The following is a 19,506-nucleotide window of genomic DNA, read 5'->3' on the forward strand; positions in this document are numbered from 1 at the left end:
AAGCCCTCCACCCTTTAAACTCACTATCGTGCAATCACTTATAGTCAGAACACGCTCCCTATTTAACCTTGTCCGCATTGCCATGCTGGGCACGGAAAAGAACTTCACTACCAGCAGCGTAACCAGGGCCGCTTTCCTGCTATCGCTGCCCGCCATGTTCGAGCTGCTGATCGAATCATTATTCGTAGTAGTAGACCTGGTATATGTAAGCCGCCTGGGCGATAATGCCATCAACATCGCCGGCATGACGGGCTCGGTGATCCTTATCATCTATGCCGTTCCGGTGGGCCTCAACATTGCCGCCAGTGCGCTGATCGCCCGCAGGATCGGCGAAAGGGACCTGGAAACAGCCGGACTTACCGCCGTGCAATCAATTTACACCGGCGTGGTGATCGCCGTTCTTTTCGGCACAGGGTGTATGTTCTTCAACAAAGAGATCCTGCATGCCATCGGCGCAACTGAAATACTGGTACGTGAAGGCGATCTTTATACGAAGATCCGTTTTGGCTGTATCATCTTCCTGGTGCTGCGGATGTTGATGAACGGCATCTTCCGCGGCTCGGGCGATGCAGCAATGGCCATGCGCACTTTTCTGCTGGCCTTTGTGGTGAATGCCGCCGCAGGCGGTATCCTCATCTTTGGCTGGGGCCCCATACCTGCGCTGGGCCTTACGGGCGCCGCCATTGGCAATGGTATCGGCAACCTGGCAGCAGTAACTTACCAGTGTTGGTACCTGGGGCAGAAAAAGACCATATTGGTAATAGGCCGCCGGCAATTCAACATCGTGCCCGCTATTATGCACAAGCTGCTGAAACTGGGCGCTGCAGGCACGCTACAATACCTCATACCAGCCAGCAGCTGGTTGCTGATGATCACCATCGTTGCTCAGCTGGGCGAAGCTACCTTAACCGGCTACATTATTGCCGACCGTATCATTGTATGCGCCACACTACCCGCATGGGGCATTGCCAATGCGGCCGGTGTGCTTACAGGTCAGAACCTGGGAGCCCGGCAGCCGGAAAGAGCAGCGCAGTCTGTATGGAAAACAGGTATGTTCAATATGTGCTTCCTGGGATTGATATCGCTGGTACTGCTGCTGTTCACCAGGCCCCTGGTGGCAGCCTTCAGCAGCGAAGCAGCTGTAGTGGATAATGCTATACTGTATTTACGCTGCATGGCCGTTGCTTTCTTCTTCTTTGGCTATACCATGGTGATCTCACGATCACTGAATGCCGCCGGGCACGTGCATGTGGTAACGCTGCTGTATATCCTGATGTTCTACATCATCCAGCTGCCGCTTGCCTATATACTGGGTATCCGCGCAGGCATGGGATCAAAAGGTATTTTCGGCGCCATACTGCTGTCAGAAATCATACTGGCGGTATGCTGCATCCTGGTATTCAGAAAAGGCAGATGGAAAAACATCAGCATCTGAATACCACGACTGCTGCTGATATGCCAGACGAATGATCTTAAAAATAAAAGGGCCGGCACTATTCATGCCGGCCCTTCATCCTTTATCAATAAGTCTTATCTCAACAGTTTATAGTTGCGGTAATCAAACAGCCGCTTGCCTGTCCATCGCTCTATCCAGTACAACATCTTTTTGGTGAAGTTCTTGAATTGCTTCTTGCTGATGTCATGTTCAAACTCCCAGTTCTTGCGCGCAATATGTTCCTTCATCACTGCGGGGTGCGTGCCTTTGAACTTAGCCAGCGAGTCGATCCCCGTATAGTCAAACCAGTTAGAAGACAGGATGGCGTCTGTCTTTTCCTTGTCATGACCGTGATACAGCAGGATGGTGTTCTTCCATTTTTCAAAACCGGCTGTTCTGTTGTCTTTTACCCAGCCGTAATGGTGAATACGGGCATTCACCGGTTTTACATACAGTTTCCTGTTGTCTATGCGGAAGCCCTGGGCGTCTTTATAGGAATGCAGCCCTTTTACATTACGCACAATACGGATCTCGTGCTTGTACCAGGTGCGGGAATCGCCTACATAATCGTAAGTACCGTAGAAATGTATGTAGTTAAACAGCAGGCCTTCCACCCGCTGGTCATCCCTGTATTTTTCCATGGCGGCACGGATGGCAGGATAATCATCCTCATGCACTACCTCATCCGCCTGGATATAGAAGCACCAGGTAGTATCCGGACTGATATGCTGCATGGCTTTATCCGTTTCGATAGCCAGCACCCGGCCGCCTTCACGCATGGAATCATCCCAGACAGAATCAAAGATCCGGATCTTGGGAGAGTTAATAGATCTGATCAGCTCCGGCGTAGTATCTTCTGAATTGCCTACGAGGACGATCACTTCATCACAAAGCGGGAGAATGGAGGAAATGGCTTCCACTACCGGGTAATCCAGCTTGACAGCATTCCGCACAAAGGTAAATCCGGTTACTTTCATATATGGGTGATAAATATTTGCTTGGCAAAACGCCGTGAAAATAGAAAAATTTCATATATTTTTACAAAACAAGATTAAACCGTTATCCTGCATGCGCTATGCAAAGATACCTCCGCCGGACTACCTGAAGGATTATGTCCGGTTCTTCTGGACACTGGAGCATCACGGAACAGGCGACATTCCTCTCAGGACCTTCCGCACCATACCCGACGGATGCCCCGGCCTGATCTTCCAGCAACCGGCAGCAGGAGGCTTGCATGATGAAAATCATGATAAGTTGCCTGATATTTTCCTGTACGGTCAGGCCACCAGGCCGCGGATACTCCACTCCTGCGGGAACTTTGGCAGCATCGGCGTATTCTTCTACCCCAATGCCGTTAAAGCTGTCTTCGGCCTGAATGCACATGAAATAACGGATGATTGTATTGACCTTGTAGCCTTCAGCAACCGGCAGGGTGTTTCCCTGTACGCACAGATCGCGGAAGCAAAGGGCGCTGCTGAACAGGTGGCCATCCTTTCTTCCTATCTCTTCTCCCGCATCCTGGACAATAAAGCCATAGCCGATCCGGGTATGAAGCATGCCGTGCACCAGATTGTACAGTCAAAGGGAAGTGTGTCATTGAAATTCCTGCAGGAACAGCTCTTCCTTACGGAAAGAAGCTTTGAACGGAAGTTTAAACAGTGGGTAGGTATTTCCCCTAAATTGTTTGCCCGCATCTGCCGTTTTCAGTCCAGCCTGCAACAGCTGCGCCAGCGTGATTTCAGTAAGCTGTCAGATATTGCCTATGAGCATGATTATGCAGACCATTCGCATTATATCCGCGCCTTTAAGGAGTTTGCCGGCGCCTCTCCCAACCAGTTCCGGAAGCATTCCACGGAAGTAGTGGACAACCTGGCCGAAGTGCTTGGTTAACATTCGCAAGTGTTCTCCTTGGTGCTTACCCATTTTTGTTAAAAAAGTATTATTACATGAACACCGGCATACGGCGGAATGGATTTTGTTCCGGGATTATGGAAAAACCGTACTGTTATGCGACTATCATCTTCTCTGATCGGCGGCCTGGGCGGCGCCGTTACCCTCACCCTGCTGCAGGAGCTGCTGAAGAAAATGAACCCGGATGCGCCGCGTTTAGACCTGTTGGGTAAACAGGCCACTGCAAAACTGCTCAAAAAGAAGCACCTGTCTGATAAGCAGCTCTACAACGCCAGCCTGGCCGGAGATCTCCTTTTCAACAGCCTTTACTACAGCCTTGCTGGTATAAGAACAAAGAAAGCAGCTGCCGCCGGGGGTTTCCTGGGTACCACCATGGGTTTAGCCGCGGTAATGCTCCCCAAACTGATGGACCTGAGCAGCGGTTATACCGGAGCCAGTGCAAAGCGCAAATACATGACCATGGGTTTATACCTGGCAGGCGGGTTAGTAGCGGCCGGATTGGCTTACCTCTGCGATAAAAAGCAGGATGCCCGCCACAAACTCTCTCACAACGGACATCATAAGCCCATTGCAGACAGGCCAATACTGGATATCACTGTATAAGGCTTACTCTACAACAAAGGGCAACTTTACGTTGCGGTAGGCAGGTTTGGCTACCTGTTCCTTTAATTTCCGGAAGGTTTCCATGGGGCCTTTTGTTACGAAGAGGTTCACCAGCCATGCAGGCAGTGCACCGCCCGGATCGGTTTCCAGGGTATAGTCTATCCGCACGTTCCTGTTAGGCAACGGGGTAATGATCCATTTACCGGATGATTTACTGACGCGGACAATATTCTTCTTCTCGGGCACCATACCATCCACCGTGGGGCCGTCTATGGTCACCACTTTGGTTTGCGGGTCCTGCCTGGCTGTTAAATGAGCAACAAAATCGCGGTTGCTGCAGGGCCAGGGCAGCGATACCTCTGAATAGTAATATACTTCTGCGGGAGAAACCTGTTTGAGCAGGGTGCTGGATTTGGTGCTGTACACCCAGTCTGCCCCTGCATTAACATCCAGTACAATGTAAACCAGCTGGGTTAAAGTGGCGGGCAGTTCACAACGTACCCTGATGGCTTTCAGTTTTGCATTCAGAATTGAAGGTTTGGTATAGATCTCGATCCCTTCCTTGTTTACCTTCAGCTTCCAGTCTTCCTGCCCTTTGCCTTGCAGGCTAGCCATCATTGCCAGGCAAAGTGTGATAATCATTTTTCGCATATACATGATAAAGTCCTGTCAATTAATAAATTCCGGCCTTTTGCACCTGTTTTTCAAGGATGCAAGTTACTGATAATAATTGGCAGAAAGAGCTAATTGCTCGCAGCTGTTGGCTATCAGCCAATAGCTGTTAGCATGCTGCAGAGATCATCATCGCTCCAATCCCTGACAGCTAATAGTTAATGGCTAACAGCTTACCCAACGTCCGTTTCTGAACAAATTTGTCCGGATGTGAACAGGCGCCCCGCGCATGTTCCTTGGAAACACAAGCCCGTGGCGGGCCTTTCAAATGGCAGTCTTTTTGAGCAGCTGTGGCATAATGTAAAGCAAATGCTGAAAAGCTACTTTAAGATCGCCTGGAGAAGCCTGGCCAGGAACAAGGCTTATTCCATCATCAATATTACCGGCCTGGCCGTAGGCATTGCCTGCTGCGTGCTCATCTCCCTGTACGTGAAGGATGAACTGTCTTATGACCGTTACCACGTGCATGCAGACAATATTTACCGCGTGGTGCATGCTTACCGCGATGTACAGGCGGATGAAAAGCTGCCTCCTCCCTCCCCGGAGGACTTCGACGTATGGGGCAATGCACCCGTAGGACCGGCGCTAAAAGCAGACTTCCCGCAGATCAGGCACGTAGTGCAGTTCACCAGTTCTACTGATTACCTGCTGGAGTACAAAGACAAGCGTTTTGAAGAGACCAATATCGTTTTCATGGATGCTGCCGCCTTTGATGTTTTCAGCTGGAAAATGCTGGCTGGCAATCCGCATACCGCGCTGCAGGCGCCCTACAGCATTGTGCTCACCAAAAACGTGGCACAGAAATATTTTGGCGATAGTAACCCCGTAGGACAGCCATTGAAGGTGGATAACCGTTAAATGTTTACTGTCCAGCCTGTTTGTGCTGGAATGACTTTTGAAGTACAGCTGGCATATGATACCAGCAGCACAAGAAATTTCAGAAGCACACGCGTTTTACAGGGAAGCACTCATACTGTTACAGGAAAGCGGAGCCAGGTTTATGCTGGGCGGTGCATTCGCTTTGTTTCACTACACCGGTATTTACAGGGACACAAAAGACCTGGATGTATTTTGCGCCCCCTCAGAGTATCCGAAGATACTGAAACACTTTGCGGAAAAAGGTTACCGCACCGAGTTAACCGATGTACGCTGGCTCGCTAAGGTGTTCAAGGGCGAATATTTTGTAGACATCATCTTCTCCTCCGTCAATAGTATTTTTCATGTGGATGAAAGCTGGTATACCCATTCTGTTACCGCCGAATTTGTAGGCGTACAGGTACAGCTGCTTTCCCCGGAAGACCTGGTGCGCTGCAAGATATATGTGCAGAACAGGGAACGTTACGACGGTGCAGATGTAAACCATATCATACTCCGCCACCCGAATCTGGACTGGAAACGGGTGCTCACACTGCTGGACAATCACTGGCATCTGTTGCTGGCGCAGCTGCTGCTCTTCCAGTTTGTTTACCCGGCAGACTACCAGCGCATTATTCCAAAATGGCTGTTCGATGCGCTTATCGCAAAAGCCAATGAACAGTATGACCTGCCCCCTGCCGTGGAAAAAGTGTGCCGCGGGCCGATAATAGACCAGACACAATATGAGACCGATGTAAAGCAGTGGGATTATAAATCTTACACTATCAAAACCGTATAATTGTATGGCAGCAAAGAACGGAAAAACACGCATAGCAGCGATCGGGGATATTCATACCCAGGACACCGACAAGGGAAAATGGCGGCCTTTCTTTGAAGAAGTATCCAAAAATGCCGACGTACTTGTGATCTGCGGAGACCTGACAGATACCGGCGATGAAACGGAAGCGCAGATACTGGTGGAAGAGCTGAAAGCCTGCACCATTCCTATCGTGGCAGTATTGGGCAACCATGATCATGAGAAAGGAAGACATAAGCTGATCCGGCAGATCATGCAGCAGCACGAAGGACTGCATATACTGGATGGCGAAGCAGTAGTAGTAGCCGATACCGGTTTTGCAGGCGTAAAAGGTTTTGGCGGCGGCTTTGACAATCACATGCTCTCTATGTTCGGCGAAGGCGCCATGAAAACCTTTGTACAGGAAACAGTAGATGAAACCCTGCACCTGGACCGTGCGCTTGCACGGCTGGACCAGGAACATAAAGACCTGAAGAAAATTGCCGTTATGCATTACTCGCCTGTTAAAGCCACGGTTATCGGCGAGTCGGAAGAGATCTTTCCTTTCCTGGGCTCATCCCGCCTGGCAGAGCCCCTGAGCCGTCGTGGCGTAATCGCTGCTTTTCACGGACACGCACACATGGGTACACTGGAAGGCGAAGCACCGGGTGGTGTAAAGGTGTTCAATGTATCGAAACCTGTGTTGACCAAGGCAGGCTATAAAACGCCGTACTACCTGCTGGAAGTGTAAAAAACCAACCGCCTGTTATACGCTCTCCTGGTTAATGAATATCAGGTAATACCGTAGTATGGATAACGTCGTTACACTGAAAATGCCTTATAAGGCAGGGTTCTGGGAATAGTCTGCCCAGAGCTGGTCTACCGATTTACCGGTAAGACTGTTCCAGGTACTGCCGCTGTAGGTTTTATTGCGCAGCGCAGTGTTCAGATCATTAACGATCGTGCTGCGAACATGCAGTTCCAGCCATACCAGGAAGCGGGCAGTTACCCGGTAGGCGTTGGTGTAATGCTGTGATGGGGACCATGCAGGTAGTGACCATCCGGCCGGACCGTTATTCACGCCGTATTTATAGCGTACATAGTCGGCAATGCCCTCGGTGAGCCAGCCGGGAGCGCCCCCGGTATAGGCCTGTACAATGTGCATTACTTCGTGGGTCACAACATCAATGTCTTCCGGGTTGCTGTGAAACCAGGCGGCGCTGTAGGTAACGCTGGTGCCCGATGTATAGGCTACACCGTTATAAGACGGATCGATGGTAAAGGATACCGTTCTGGCGGCATTGGTGTAAAAGCGGTTTACCAGTGTAGGATACACGCTGAAGAACGTGTTGATCATCCGCTGGTAAACGGCATTGTCAAAGGTAGCGTCGTTGTTGGTGAACCTTACCGTATAGCCGTTGCTGCGGTAGGTAACCGTACCTACGGGTGTGGTGGCAAGGGCCGCTACGTTACCGGTGCTGACAGGCTGTTCATCGAGAGGGTCTTGTGCAGCGGGTTTTACCAGCCCGGATTTGCTGCAGGCAGTAATAAAAAGAAGGCTGAGTACACCGTGTAAAATGGAATGCTTAAGAGGGTGTTTCATTTTGAATTTGGGTTTTCATGGGGAGCGGATATAACAAGCGGTCTAATGAAATTTAGTGATTAACCCTATACTTTCATAACTTCCACACAAATAATGACAGTTCTGCCACATAAAACACCCTTTCTTCCCTGCAAATGTCAGTATCATGTCACTTAACTTTAATATGATGTCGCAATCGCCCCCTCAAAATGTCGTATTCACGCATGACCACTTCCGGGAAAAAGCAGCAGTTTTGCATTGAACAAACACGCAAACAAATTTTAAAACATAAGTTATGAAAAAGAACAAGATCATCTTCTGGATTGCTACCATCATTTTCGTATTGTGGGACGGCGTTATGCCCGGCCTTACTTCTCATACCCCCCTTGCCGTAGAAGCGATCAGGAAACTGGGCTACCCCGACTATTTCAGGGTTATGCTCACCGTTTTTAAAGTGATCGGCGGCATCATCCTGGCCCTGCCCTTTATTCCCGCCCGCCTGAAAGAATGGGCTTACGCCGGCTTTGGTATCAGCCTGATCTGTGCAGCTGTGAGCAATGCCGTGATATACGGTATTGGCAGCTTCGCCATTTTCCCGCTGGTGGTACTGGTTATATTGATAGTGTCTTACGTGTACTATCACAAGCTGCTGAACGCGGGCGCCTTTAACCGTGGCCGCAGCCGGGTAGTGCAGGGTGGTCTTGCAACTGCATAAAAGTAAAGCGGGTGTCTCCTGAAAGAAGAGACACCCGCTTTATTAAATAGCAGTAAAGGGATAAATCAGTACCTGAATTTCTCCCATCCATCAATAGTAGCACGGTTGCAGGTCATAGGCTGCGCACCGTTCTCGCTGGAGATGTATAAGCCGTTATTACCGCGCAGGGAGAAGGTACCGTCTGCATTGGATACCCAGTCAAATTTCTCCCAGTCGCCTATTGTTGCACGGTTGCACGTGATAGGCTGCACGCCGTTCTCTGATGAAACGTATTTACCCATGCTCTGCAGGGCAATTTTTCCGCCACCGGCATCCACTACGGTAAACTGCTCCCAGCCCTGGGCAGTGGGGCGGTTACAGTTCATGGCCTGCGTACCGTTCTCGCCGCTTACAAACTGGTTGTTGTTACCCCGTATGCTGATGGTGGCGCCGATAGGTGCGGTACCAGTACCAGGTGTGTTCACAATATTATATACCCTTACATAGTCCACCAGCATGCTGGCAGGCAGTCCGCCGTCATTGATGTTCTGTCCGGGCAGATCACCGCCTACCGCCAGGTTAAAGATGATAAAGAAGGGCTTGTGGAACTCGTCGGTACCGTTGATGTTGTTGGCGATGTTGGCCACATGGAATTGTACGCCGTCTACAAACCAGCGGATAGAAGAAGCATCCCATTCTATCGCATAGACATGGTAATCGGTAGGCGTGGTATTGGTATTACCGCCATAGTAGGTACGGCCGTTGTTATCCCAGTGAATGGTACCTAATACGGTAGGACCCGTATTCACGTGCTCCATAATGTCTATTTCGCCGCATTTGGGCCAGCCTACGTTCGGCTCGCCGATGTTGGCGCCCAGCATCCAGAAGGCGGGCCAGAGCCCCTGTACACCGGGTAGTTTCATACGGGCTTCGATACGGCCATAGCGCTGTGTGAATTTACCGCCGGTGTTGATCCTGCCGGAGGTATAGGGCTGGCCTTCTACGGTTTGCTTACGGGCGGTGATCACCAGGTTACCATTGCTGACGCTTACGTTGGAAGACTGGTAATACTGCCTTTCATTGTTAACGCGCAGGTTACCATTTTCATAGTTCCATTTGGAAGTGTTCAGACTGGTACCGTCAAATTCGTCGGACCATACCAGTTCATAGGCGGCCTCTGTTTTTGGTGTACGAACATCATCCGATGCAGGAACATTTTCTACCGGCGCCTGGTTGTCTTTTTTACAGGAAGCGGCAAACAGGCAAAATGACAGCACGATGCCTGCAGGCAAAGATAAGGTGTGTTTTTTCATAGAGATGTACATTGATGACATGGATAAATTAGCTGCTGATGTTGGCCATTGATGACGTGGAAAAGGCTTGGTCAGCCGGGATCAAAGATCAGCATTTAATGTTTCCGGGTGCAATTTGGGGATACGTCAATACTACTTCAGTAAAATACAGGTCATTGATTATCAATCCGGATATTCTACGCCACCACTACTACAACCAGGAATAATACCTATTTTAGCAGTGAAACGTTATGAGAACATGAAAAACCTCCTGATGTTACTGCTACCCGTTTGGATAGCCGTCAGCGCGTCAGGCCAGCACATTATCGGATTACCCGCCATCGTAAATTATACGAAACAGCAATACATGGGTGGCGGGCAAACCTGGGATGCGGATATAGACAGGCACGGCATTCTTTACTTTGCCAACAACGAGGGACTGCTGACGTTCAACGGCCACTTCTGGAAACTGCTGCCGGTGCCCAACAATACCCGCCTGCGGGCTGTAAGAACCGGCGCTGATGACCGCATCTATGTGGGCGCACAGGACGACTTTGGCTACTACCAGGCGGATGCAGACGGGGTGTTGCAATACACCTCCCTGAAGCCCCTGATCCCTGTTACCGAAAAACAATTTGCGGATATATGGGATATAGCCCTGCATGATGGTGCAGTATTTTTCCGCACCAATCACAAGGTCTTCCGGTATTATAAGGATAGCATCCAGGTATTCCGCGCGCCGGTAGAATGGCGCTTATTATGTAATACCCGGCAGCATTTATTTGCATTGGACCGGCGAAACGGCCTGTTGCAGTACAACAAGGGCACCTGGCAGGCCGTTTGCCCGGCTGTTGCCGCACAGCAGCTACAGGTAACCGCCATACTGGATTACCGCGGAGACACCCTGCTGCTGGGCACCATGAAAAACGGGCTGTTCAAAATGTATAATAACCAGCTCTACCCCTTTCAAACCGATGCAGACAGCATATTCCGCACCAGCGGCATTTACTGTGCCCGCGCCTATGGCAGGGATCAGCTGCTCATCGGCACTGCCTGGGGTGGCTGTTATATTATCCGTCCGGGCACCGGCGAAGTGATACAACGCTTTACCCTGGACGAAGGGCTGCAGAACAATAACGTGATCAGCATCTTTACAGACCCCGGGGGCAACATCTGGCTCACCCTGGATAACGGTATAGACATGATCCGGTACAATACCGCTATCAAACAGATCCTGCCAGACAATAAACATTACCTCACCACCTATACGGCCCGGGTGTTTAACGGGCAGCTGTATATCGGCACAGCAGACGGCCTCTATACCACTCCTTTGGACGGTCGCAGCGACCTCAGTTTCCTGGAAAGCCGTTTCAGTATGGTACAGCAAACGAAGGGGCAGATATGGAACCTCTCACAGGTGGGCGATCACCTGCTGCTGGGGCACCACGAAGGCGCATTCGAGATCAGACAGAATACCGCTGTGCCCCTGCTGAAGAACAGCGGCTGCTGGCTGTTCCAGCCCCTCGCCTCTCATATACTGGCCGGCTGCTATAACGGCCTGCGCATTATGCAGGTTAATGGCAACAGCATCTCCGGCGTAAAACATATCAAAGGGCTCTTTGAATCCCTGCGCTTTCTCACCACCGAGCATGACAGCATCGTATGGGCCTCCCATCCCTACAGGGGTGTTTACAGGCTGGTACTACAGCCGGATACCACCCTGCGCCATACCCTGTACACGCACACCAAAGGGCTGCCATCGGATTATAACAACTTCGTGTTCCGTATCCGCAACCGTATGGTAGTGGCTACCCAGGCAGGGATTTATGAGTACCAGGCGGCAAAAGATACCTTCATCCCCTCCCCCTGGCTCTACCCGGTATTGAAGAACGCGAGCCTGCAATACCTCTCGGAAGACGCCCGGGGTAATATCTGGTTCGTATCAGACAAGATGCCGGGCGTGGTAGACTTCTTTAAACCGACTGCCAAACAGCCATACAGCATTGTTTATTTCCCGGAACTGAAGGGAAAGATCGTCAGTGGCTTTGAATTCATCTATCCCTATAACGAAGAGAATATATTTGTAGGCGCTGAAAGGGGCATGTACCACATTAACTACAAGCACTACCTCCAGCAGAAAGACAGGCCCCAGGTATTGATCAGCCAGGTGAACGCCCTGGGAAGTACCGACAGCCTCGTGTTCGGGGGCTATATTCCGGCAGACCAGGCTACGGTCAAGCAGATGCCCAATGCCTACTCCAATTTCCATTTCGAATATGCCTCCCCGGTATACGGGCATACCAGTAAGGCCGAGTACAGCTATTACCTTGAAGGCTTTGACAAAGGCTGGAGCGAATGGACGGCTAAAACGGAGAAAGACTATACCAACCTGCCCTACGGCCATTATACCTTCCAGGTAAAGGCGCGCGATAACCTGGGCAATATCTCCGCCCCTGCAAGATACACCTTCCGCATCCTGCCCCCCTGGTATCACAGCCTGCCTGCCCGCATGGGGTATGTGGTGCTGCTGGGGATACTGGCCTGGTACCTTTACCGGCTGCAGCAGAATAAATTTGCCGCACAGCAGCGAAGGCACCAGTTGGCGCAGGATCGGCTGATACTGCAGCATGAGTACGAAAAAGGACAACGTGAAAAGGAGCTGATCCACCTGCAGAATGAAAAGCTGGCGGCAGAAGTACAGTTTAAGAATAAGGAGCTGGCCACCGCCACCATGTACCTCTTACAACGCGGCAAACTGCTGTTCCATATCAAAGAAGAGCTGCTGATGGCCATCAAAAAAGCAGAGCCCGTGCCCCCGCATGCATTTAAAAGGGTGCTTCGGTTGTTTGAAGAAGCGGAGAATAATGAAGAGGACTGGGAACAATTCTCCCGTCACTTTGATGAGGTGCATAACAATTTCCTGTCCGTACTGAAGAAGAAATACCCCGACCTCAGTCCTACAGACCTTAAGCTGTGCGCCTACCTGCGCATCAACCTTACCACAAAGGAAATAGCGCAGTCCATGGGCATTTCTGTACGCGGCGTGGAAACCAGCCGTTACCGTTTGCGTAAAAAACTGGAAGTCCCCGGCGACATGAACCTGTACGACTTCCTCATTGCGGTGGTGGAAACAGTTTGAGGGTTTGAAGGTTTGAAAGCCGCCTGATATTTCAGCACACCTTCAAACTCTTAAACTTTCGCCTCAAATGTATTATTTTAGGTGTAAAACGATTTTTATGAAAAGAACAGCTACAGCCCATTGGAAGGGCAACCTCAAAGAAGGAAAAGGAGAGATCTCTACACAGAGCACGGTGTTGAACCAGACACAGTATTCATTTAACACCCGTTTTGCGGATGGTGTGGGCACTAACCCCGAAGAACTGCTGGGCGCCTCCCATGCAGGATGCTTTACCATGGCTGTAAGCGCTGCCCTCACACAGGCGGGATTTACCCCCGGAGACCTGAACACCACCGCCGTAGTAGAACTGGACCCGGCAGCCGGTCCGAAGATAACCAGCATTGCACTGGAGCTGAAAGCCTCTGTCATTGAAGGCCTGCCGGAAGATAAATTCCTGGAGATCGCCAAAGGCGCAAAAGAGAACTGTCCTATTTCCAAGGCGCTGGCCGCAACACCGATTACACTGAATGTAGTTTATCAATAGGAAGGGTATTTATACTCGTCATGGGGTACTCATCCCCATCATTGGGTCTTCCTCGTCATTGCGAGGCCCACAGGGCATTGCGGAAGCCGGGCCGAAGCAATCCTTTGTGCCGCTAATTGCAGCAATAACACAAAAGGATTGCTTCGTCACGCTACGCACATCAGCTTTGCTGCGCCTCGCAATGACATTATACGCAATAAAGTTATACTGAAGATCCGGGTCTTCATCTCCGTCATTGCGAGGCCCCCCGGGCCTGGCGGGCAGCCGGGCCAGCCTCCGCCCCTACGCAAATGTGGCCAGAAACCTAGTATACTCGTTCAGCAGTTTTTTATCCAGCGTGTACCTTACATTACGGCCTTCCTTTTCGGCTATGAGCAAGCCGGCATCTGTGAGTTGTTTAACGTGATGGGAAATGGAAGATTGAGTGAGATCGATCATGTTACAAATATCCGCGCAGGGCAGACAGCCCTGCTTCTTTACCGCCTGCAGTATCTTAATGCGGTGAGGGTCACCTATGGCTTTGGAGATTCTTTCAACGCTTTTCAGGTCCATTTGCAAATGTACCGATTTAGCACTATTCCTCAAAGGTAAATTGGCTAATTTCGTAGCATCCATGAGCGTGTTAAACCAGTGCTTATGACACCATTCAAAGTTTGAGGTTCGTTAAAAAGTTAAATGTTGAGGATGAGTCTTCCGATATAGCACACTTGTCCTGGAACCTGCTACTTCCAACCAGCCTCAAACCTCAAACCTCAAACTTCAAACTTTTAAACTTTCATCTTCGACGGTGACACCCCATACATCTTCTTAAACGCAAAAGAAAAGTGCGACAGATCTTCAAACCCCAGGTCCAGGTAAATGCTGGAGGGGGCGGCGCCCTTTTCACTGATCAGGTAATGGGCCTCCTGCAGGCGGCGTTTTTGCAGCCAGCGGGCGGGGGAACTATGAAAGATCTTTTCAAAATCGCGTTTAAAGGTGGCCAGGCTTCTGCCCGTGAGATAGGCAAAGCGCTTCAGCTCTACATTGAAGTGAAAGTGCTGGTTCATAAATGCTTCCAGGTCTATTTTACCCGGCTCGCTGAAATCGAACAGCACATCTGCCAGGGAGGGGTTGGCCTGGAGCAGGATCAGTATCACTTCCTTCAGTTTCAGTACCAGCAACGCTTTATTGGCAGGATTGGCCAGGCGCTCATAGGGCATGAGCGATTGCATATAACTTTTATAGAGCGGGTCCGGATTCAGCAGCATCACCGGGGGACAATGCTCCTGCCGCTTAGCCGCCTGATAGCCATACTCAATGGCAAAATTGCGCAATGTTTCCTGGTCCAGGTAAACAGACACGTTAGCATATTCGCCGCCCGGGACCGGCTGCTTGATAAACTTTATCAGCTGGTTTCGCCGGCAGAAACGGAAATCACCCTCGTTAAACGTATACACTTCGTTGCCGTCATTCAGGCTGAGCGAACCGCTCACCTGATAACTGAACACGTGCTCCGGTATGAACTGCTCGCCCTCCCTGTTCCTGGAATAATAACAGGAATACAGGATCTGTGACTTGTGCGCTTGCTGAACCGACATATTACCCGATTTATATCCAGGCAAATTTAACGTTTGAGGTTTGAAGTTTGAGGTTTGAAGTTCGTTATAAGGTTAAATGTTGCGGAACAGCGTTCAGATACAGCACACTTGTTCAGCACCTTTAACTTTCAACAAACCTCAAACTTCAAACCTCAAACCTCACGAAAACGCCCGCGCATAATCCTTTACGAAAGTGTTGAAGTTGCGGGGCGCCTGACCGGTAACAGTTTGTACATCAGCACTCACGGCGGCCGCTTCTCCCCTGGCATAATGGGCATAGTCTTCTATCAGCCCGTCAGCCTGCCACAACGGGAACCCTACATCGATGAGGGACTTCCGCATGTCTTCGGGAGATACCTGGACAAAACGGATCTCGCGGCCCAGTATTGCAGAAAATTGTGCCGCCAATTCAGCATGCGTTAAGGCTTCGGGCCCGGTGATCGTATACACCTTACTTTCATGCCCCTCTGCTGTCAGTGCAGCAACCGCCACCGTTGCAATATCACGGATATCCACCAGGCTTATACGCGCATCCCCAATAGCGGCGAAGAACATCCCCTTGCTGCTGATAGTGCTGCTGAAGCCCAGCAGGCCCTGCATAAACAGGTTAGGCCGCAGAAAGGTATAAGCCATCCCGGCTGCTTTGATATGCTGTTCTACAGCAGCGTGATAACGCAGGAAACGCACGGGCGAATCTGCAGCGGCAGCCAGCTGTGACAGCTTCACAATATGCTGCACGCCTGCACTCCGGGCGGCATCAGCAAAGCCGTTCTGCAATGTTTCCGCCTGCTCAGAAGAATTGGTGAGCAGGAAAGCGCGCCTGATCCCTTTCAGCGCTGTAGCCAGGCTTTCGGGGTCTGCAAGGTCGGCGGTCACCAATTCCACACCTGGCAGCAACGCCAGCTCGCCTGCTTTCTCTTTAGACCTTACCAGGGCCCTGAATGCCACTCCTTTTGCCGATAATTGTTTAGCCAGCTCAAACCCTATGTTGCCGGTAGCCCCGGTGATCAGTAATGAAGGTGATGTTGTCTGTGTCATGATCAAATTATTTATACCCCAAAATTCCGCTTTCACCGCGCCCCTGCATTGTAAGAAAACGAAGCGCGCCCCATTTCGCTGAAAAAGGGATATATTAGCTCGCAAAATCTTTACCAGAACACATGAACAGGCGAACCGCTTACAAGCTGCGGCAACTGGGCATTATCATAGTGGTATGGCTGATAATAGGTTTTATTATTCCGTTCTACGACAGGCTGGCGCTGGTCACTATGAATGCTGTGCCGCCGGCACCCAGGTATACCATGCTGGAAGCCGTCCTTATCAATATGGGCGCTGCCTTTACCGGCGCCTTGCTGGGCGGCAGCTTCCTGGTATTTTACGTGAACGTACGCTTCAGGGATAAATCCTACGGCTACACGATCCTGGCAGTAGCCGGCGCTTTCCTCCTGGTGATCGCCATCGTGAACATCCTGCTGCGCCTGTTTGATATTCCCTCTGAGTGGACCCGGATCACCAAGAACTGCCTGGTCTGGGGCGTAGTGGTAACCATTACGCAGCTGTTCCTCCAGATCAATAATAAATTCGGACAAGGCGTATTCTGGAACATTATCCGCGGAAAATATAATACGCCCCGGGAAGAAGAGCGCATCTTCATGTTCCTGGACCTGAACTCCTCCACCACCATTGCTGAACGGCTGGGAGACAAGAAATACCACGCCTTCCTGAAAGATATCTTTACCGACATTACAAACCCTATACTGGATAATAACGGCGAGATCTACCAGTACGTAGGCGATGAAGTGATCGTAGCCTGGAAATACGATGAAGGCATCCGGAACAGCAAATGTGTGCAATGCTTCTTTGACATCAAATATCATTTGCAGCAGCTGAACCATAAATACCAGCAGCTGTATGGTGTGATCCCCACCTTTAAAGCAGGCATCCACTGCGGAAAAGTAGTTGCCGGCGAGGTAGGCATCATCAAAAGAGATATCACTTACTCCGGGGATGTGCTGAATACCACCTCACGCATACAGGGTATGTGCAGGCAGTTTAACGAAGAGGTGATCGTGTCGGGCGACTTAGCCTCGTCTCTCCGCCTGGCAGGCAACTTTGCCGCCCAGACCCTGGGCTCCATCAAACTGAAAGGCAAGCAGAAAGAAATGCTGCTGATTGCGCTCAAATCAATGCATATGCAATAGGCCCTACCTGATGCGCTGTTGTTCCGCATCTGCACCGCCTTCGCTCCTGTCGCGCTTCTCATAAGACTTACCGAAATTGTAGGTGAAGGTAAGTCCGGCAATACGTGTATCCCCTTTATTACGATAGCTGCCGCTTGCATTAGTCAGGAAACGAATATCCCCGTAATTCAGGCGGGAATAGAACAGGTCGTTTATGGTCAGCTTCAGTGAGCCCTTGCTGCTGAGTATCTTCTTTTCCAGTGCACATCCCATCGTCCAGAAATTGCCCAGGACAAACTGCTGGGTGATGATATCCGAACGGTACATACCTGTGATCTCTGCATTCCATCCTTTAGACAGTTTAGCCTGCAGCGTTATGTTGCTCACATAGTTTATCCCATCAGCATCCAGGTCATTGCCGTAAAGATCCGCCTTAAAGCGGCAGTACTCCACGATACCGAACCAATGGATGAAGAACCAGTTGAAAGGCTGCAGGTCTGCATTGGCGGAGAATGACACGTAATCGCTCTTACCTACGTTGGCAGGGCGGCTATAGAAGCGGTCTCCCTGCACCTCGATGGTCTCTCCTATCTCACCCCGATAATGGCTGTAGTTGATCTTACCCGTGAGCATGTTACGATAGATCCACGAAAGATCCAGCGAGTGAGAGATCACCGGTTGTATAAAGGGATTGCCTACATAATACATGAATTTATCAAGCGGGGAGATAAAGGGATTGAGATCATTGAAGCCCGGGCGTTCAATGCGTTTGCTGTAAGACAATACAAACTGGTGTGTGGCTGCAGAATCTGTTTTATACGAAAAATAAAACGTGGGGAACAGGTTGGTGTAATTCCTTTTAAATGCGGAATCCGGCTTGGCGATATTGCCCAGCTGCTCTCCCCGCATCACGGTATTTTCCAGGCGCAGTCCGGCTTGCAGGGAGACCTTCCCCATTTCATTACGAAGGTTCAGGTAGGCAGCATTGATGTTTTCGTTGTAGATGAAATGGTTGGTCTTATCATAATCGGGATATGTGATCTTGTTGATGGTCACTTCATAATCTGCCTTGTTATCCGTAGAGATATAGCTGGTTTTCACGCCGGTCTCAAAGCGGGCGCCCGTTGTCAGGGGGTAAGTATAATCTGCTTTGCCGCTGTAGATATTAATGCCGGAAGGAATGCTTCCATGCAGATCATCGCGGGTTTTCAGCGTGCCGTCCGGGTAATAGCTGGCATTTTGAAAGAGCTGGGTAGCGGTTGACTTATTGTGAATGTAATCCAGATCTACGGCTAGCTCACGGCCCGTATTACCATATTGGTGACGATAGTTCAGATTAACGCTTCCCCTCTTCAGCGTGCGTTTATCCTCATTATCGGCTGTTACCAGGGAGTCCAGCTGCTGCGCCGGGTTATACAGGAAGCTGTTGTTGTCTACCAGTCCCTTACTGCTGTTGGAAAGACCATTCAGTGCAATACCGATGGTCGTAAACTTATCCATGTAGTAATCCACGCCAATTTTCAGTGACGGCGAGCGTTGCTGCCTGCGGATATATGAATACTGGCTGAACCCTGAACGCGGACTGCCATCATCATTCCTGTAACTGCGCTCGATCAGCAGATCCTGGAAGTTGCGTAAATCATTATAACCCGCATTCACAAAGCAATTGAAGGCATTATTGCGAACATTCAGATGCAGGCTGTTGGAATACCTGGGATAAACGCCCTGCTGATAGGCAGTTGAAACACTGCCGTTAAAGCCTTTTCTTTTCAGTTTCCTGGTGCGGATATTGATCACACCGCCATTACCCGCTGCATCATATTTGGCGGGCGGTACAGGCATCAGCTCAATAGCTTCCAGGGAACCGGATGGCAGCGACCTGAGATAGTTTGCCAGGTCATTCCCGGATAAGTAGGCAGGCTTATCATCGATGAAGATCGTTACACCTGATTTGCCCAGCAGGCTGATATTACCGTCCTGGTCCACTATTACACCCGGCGATTTCTCCAGCACGTCCAGGGCGGTAGTACCCGCATTGGAGATCAGTGCATCCACGTTCACGATCGTACGATCCAGGCGGGTTTCAACAAAAGGCTTACGGCCGGTGACTGTTACATCTTTCAATTGCCGGGTGACAGGCAGTACAGTATCTTTAGGCTTTTTATCTGCAGCAGGCGCTTGTGCGTAGGTGCAATACCCCAGCAGTACCATGCCGAAAGCCGGCAGGCAGTGTTTGATCTTCATAAA

At 50.4% G+C, this 19,506-nt stretch carries 18 protein-coding genes; 10 read left to right on the plus strand and 8 right to left on the minus strand.

What is annotated here, in order from left to right; translation table 11 throughout:
• The first annotated feature begins 28 nt into the window (after positions 1-28).
• On the plus strand, positions 29-1,435 hold the full coding sequence (locus tag Q0577_RS20710; protein ID WP_298739721.1) for an MATE family efflux transporter: 1,407 nt from the start codon (positions 29-31) through the stop codon (positions 1,433-1,435).
• Between the two features lie 95 nt (positions 1,436-1,530).
• Here Q0577_RS20710 and Q0577_RS20715 read toward each other — a convergent pair whose 3' ends face one another.
• Positions 1,531-2,412 carry a glycosyltransferase family 2 protein gene (locus Q0577_RS20715; protein WP_298739723.1) on the minus strand — a complete coding sequence of 294 codons (882 nt, stop codon included), beginning with the start codon at positions 2,410-2,412 and terminating at the stop codon, positions 1,531-1,533.
• Between the two features lie 91 nt (positions 2,413-2,503).
• On the opposite strand from Q0577_RS20715, the gene Q0577_RS20720 reads away from it, so the two are divergent.
• Together Q0577_RS20720 and Q0577_RS20725 are read left to right on the plus strand one after the other, a co-directional pair.
• Complete coding sequence (locus Q0577_RS20720; protein ID WP_298739726.1) at positions 2,504-3,325, plus strand: helix-turn-helix transcriptional regulator; 822 nt, start codon at positions 2,504-2,506, stop codon at positions 3,323-3,325.
• 117 nt (positions 3,326-3,442) lie between these two features.
• On the plus strand, positions 3,443-3,949 hold the full coding sequence (locus Q0577_RS20725) for a hypothetical protein (protein ID WP_298739736.1): 507 nt from the start codon (positions 3,443-3,445) through the stop codon (positions 3,947-3,949).
• A gap of 3 nt (positions 3,950-3,952) precedes the next feature.
• Here the strand turns inward: Q0577_RS20725 and Q0577_RS20730 are convergent, their stop codons facing one another.
• A complete protein-coding gene (locus tag Q0577_RS20730) occupies positions 3,953-4,600 on the minus strand; it encodes an START domain-containing protein (protein WP_298739739.1) in 648 nt (215 codons plus the stop codon).
• A gap of 273 nt (positions 4,601-4,873) precedes the next feature.
• On the opposite strand from Q0577_RS20730, the gene Q0577_RS20735 reads away from it, so the two are divergent.
• Genes Q0577_RS20735 through Q0577_RS20745 form a run of 3 tightly spaced genes read left to right on the plus strand, consistent with a single transcriptional unit; the run spans position 4,874 to position 7,023 of the window.
• Positions 4,874-5,479: an ABC transporter permease gene (locus tag Q0577_RS20735; protein ID WP_298739742.1), complete on the plus strand. Its 606-nt coding sequence runs from the start codon at positions 4,874-4,876 to the stop codon at positions 5,477-5,479.
• 55 nt (positions 5,480-5,534) lie between these two features.
• A complete protein-coding gene (locus Q0577_RS20740; RefSeq protein WP_298739745.1) occupies positions 5,535-6,275 on the plus strand; it encodes a nucleotidyltransferase in 741 nt (246 codons plus the stop codon).
• 4 nt (positions 6,276-6,279) lie between these two features.
• Positions 6,280-7,023, plus strand: a complete 744-nt coding sequence (locus tag Q0577_RS20745; RefSeq protein WP_298739748.1) for a metallophosphoesterase — start codon at positions 6,280-6,282, stop codon at positions 7,021-7,023.
• 87 nt (positions 7,024-7,110) lie between these two features.
• Here Q0577_RS20745 and Q0577_RS20750 read toward each other — a convergent pair whose 3' ends face one another.
• Positions 7,111-7,875, minus strand: coding sequence for a basic secretory protein-like protein (locus Q0577_RS20750; RefSeq protein ID WP_298739751.1), 765 nt, complete (start codon positions 7,873-7,875; stop codon positions 7,111-7,113).
• Positions 7,876-8,149: 274 nt separating this feature from the next.
• Here Q0577_RS20750 and Q0577_RS20755 point away from each other — a divergent pair, with 274 nt between their 5' ends.
• The gene (locus tag Q0577_RS20755) at positions 8,150-8,569 is read left to right on the plus strand and encodes a DoxX family protein (RefSeq protein WP_298739755.1); all 420 of its coding nucleotides are present in this window, start codon (positions 8,150-8,152) and stop codon (positions 8,567-8,569) included.
• A gap of 65 nt (positions 8,570-8,634) precedes the next feature.
• Here the strand turns inward: Q0577_RS20755 and Q0577_RS20760 are convergent, their stop codons facing one another.
• Entirely contained in the window at positions 8,635-9,861 is a 1,227-nt protein-coding gene (locus Q0577_RS20760; protein ID WP_298739758.1) for a family 16 glycosylhydrolase, read from the minus strand.
• A gap of 238 nt (positions 9,862-10,099) precedes the next feature.
• On the opposite strand from Q0577_RS20760, the gene Q0577_RS20765 reads away from it, so the two are divergent.
• Entirely contained in the window at positions 10,100-12,979 is a 2,880-nt protein-coding gene (locus Q0577_RS20765) for a triple tyrosine motif-containing protein (RefSeq protein WP_298739760.1), read from the plus strand.
• 97 nt (positions 12,980-13,076) lie between these two features.
• Positions 13,077-13,502 carry an OsmC family protein gene (locus Q0577_RS20770; RefSeq protein ID WP_298739763.1) on the plus strand — a complete coding sequence of 142 codons (426 nt, stop codon included), beginning with the start codon at positions 13,077-13,079 and terminating at the stop codon, positions 13,500-13,502.
• A gap of 282 nt (positions 13,503-13,784) precedes the next feature.
• Here the strand turns inward: Q0577_RS20770 and Q0577_RS20775 are convergent, their stop codons facing one another.
• The 3 genes from Q0577_RS20775 to Q0577_RS20785 all read right to left on the minus strand — a co-directional run bounded on the left by Q0577_RS20775 (position 13,785) and on the right by Q0577_RS20785 (position 16,117).
• Positions 13,785-14,054 (minus strand): metalloregulator ArsR/SmtB family transcription factor, encoded by a 270-nt coding sequence (locus tag Q0577_RS20775; protein ID WP_298739766.1) that lies wholly within the window; start codon positions 14,052-14,054, stop codon positions 13,785-13,787.
• Between the two features lie 215 nt (positions 14,055-14,269).
• Positions 14,270-15,079, minus strand: a complete 810-nt coding sequence (locus Q0577_RS20780) for an AraC family transcriptional regulator (protein ID WP_298739769.1) — start codon at positions 15,077-15,079, stop codon at positions 14,270-14,272.
• 159 nt (positions 15,080-15,238) lie between these two features.
• Positions 15,239-16,117, minus strand: a complete 879-nt coding sequence (locus tag Q0577_RS20785; protein WP_298739772.1) for an SDR family oxidoreductase — start codon at positions 16,115-16,117, stop codon at positions 15,239-15,241.
• A 122-nt stretch (positions 16,118-16,239) separates the two neighbouring features.
• Here Q0577_RS20785 and Q0577_RS20790 point away from each other — a divergent pair, with 122 nt between their 5' ends.
• Complete coding sequence (locus tag Q0577_RS20790) at positions 16,240-17,280, plus strand: adenylate/guanylate cyclase domain-containing protein (RefSeq protein WP_298739775.1); 1,041 nt, start codon at positions 16,240-16,242, stop codon at positions 17,278-17,280.
• Between the two features lie 3 nt (positions 17,281-17,283).
• On the opposite strand, the gene Q0577_RS20795 is transcribed toward Q0577_RS20790, so the two are convergent.
• Positions 17,284-19,503 (minus strand): outer membrane beta-barrel family protein, encoded by a 2,220-nt coding sequence (locus tag Q0577_RS20795; protein WP_298739778.1) that lies wholly within the window; start codon positions 19,501-19,503, stop codon positions 17,284-17,286.
• Between the last annotated feature and the right edge of the window lie 3 nt (positions 19,504-19,506).

The sequence above is a fragment of the uncultured Chitinophaga sp. genome, assembly GCF_937898475.1.
In the GTDB taxonomy this organism is placed as follows: Bacteria; Bacteroidota; Bacteroidia; order Chitinophagales; family Chitinophagaceae; genus Chitinophaga.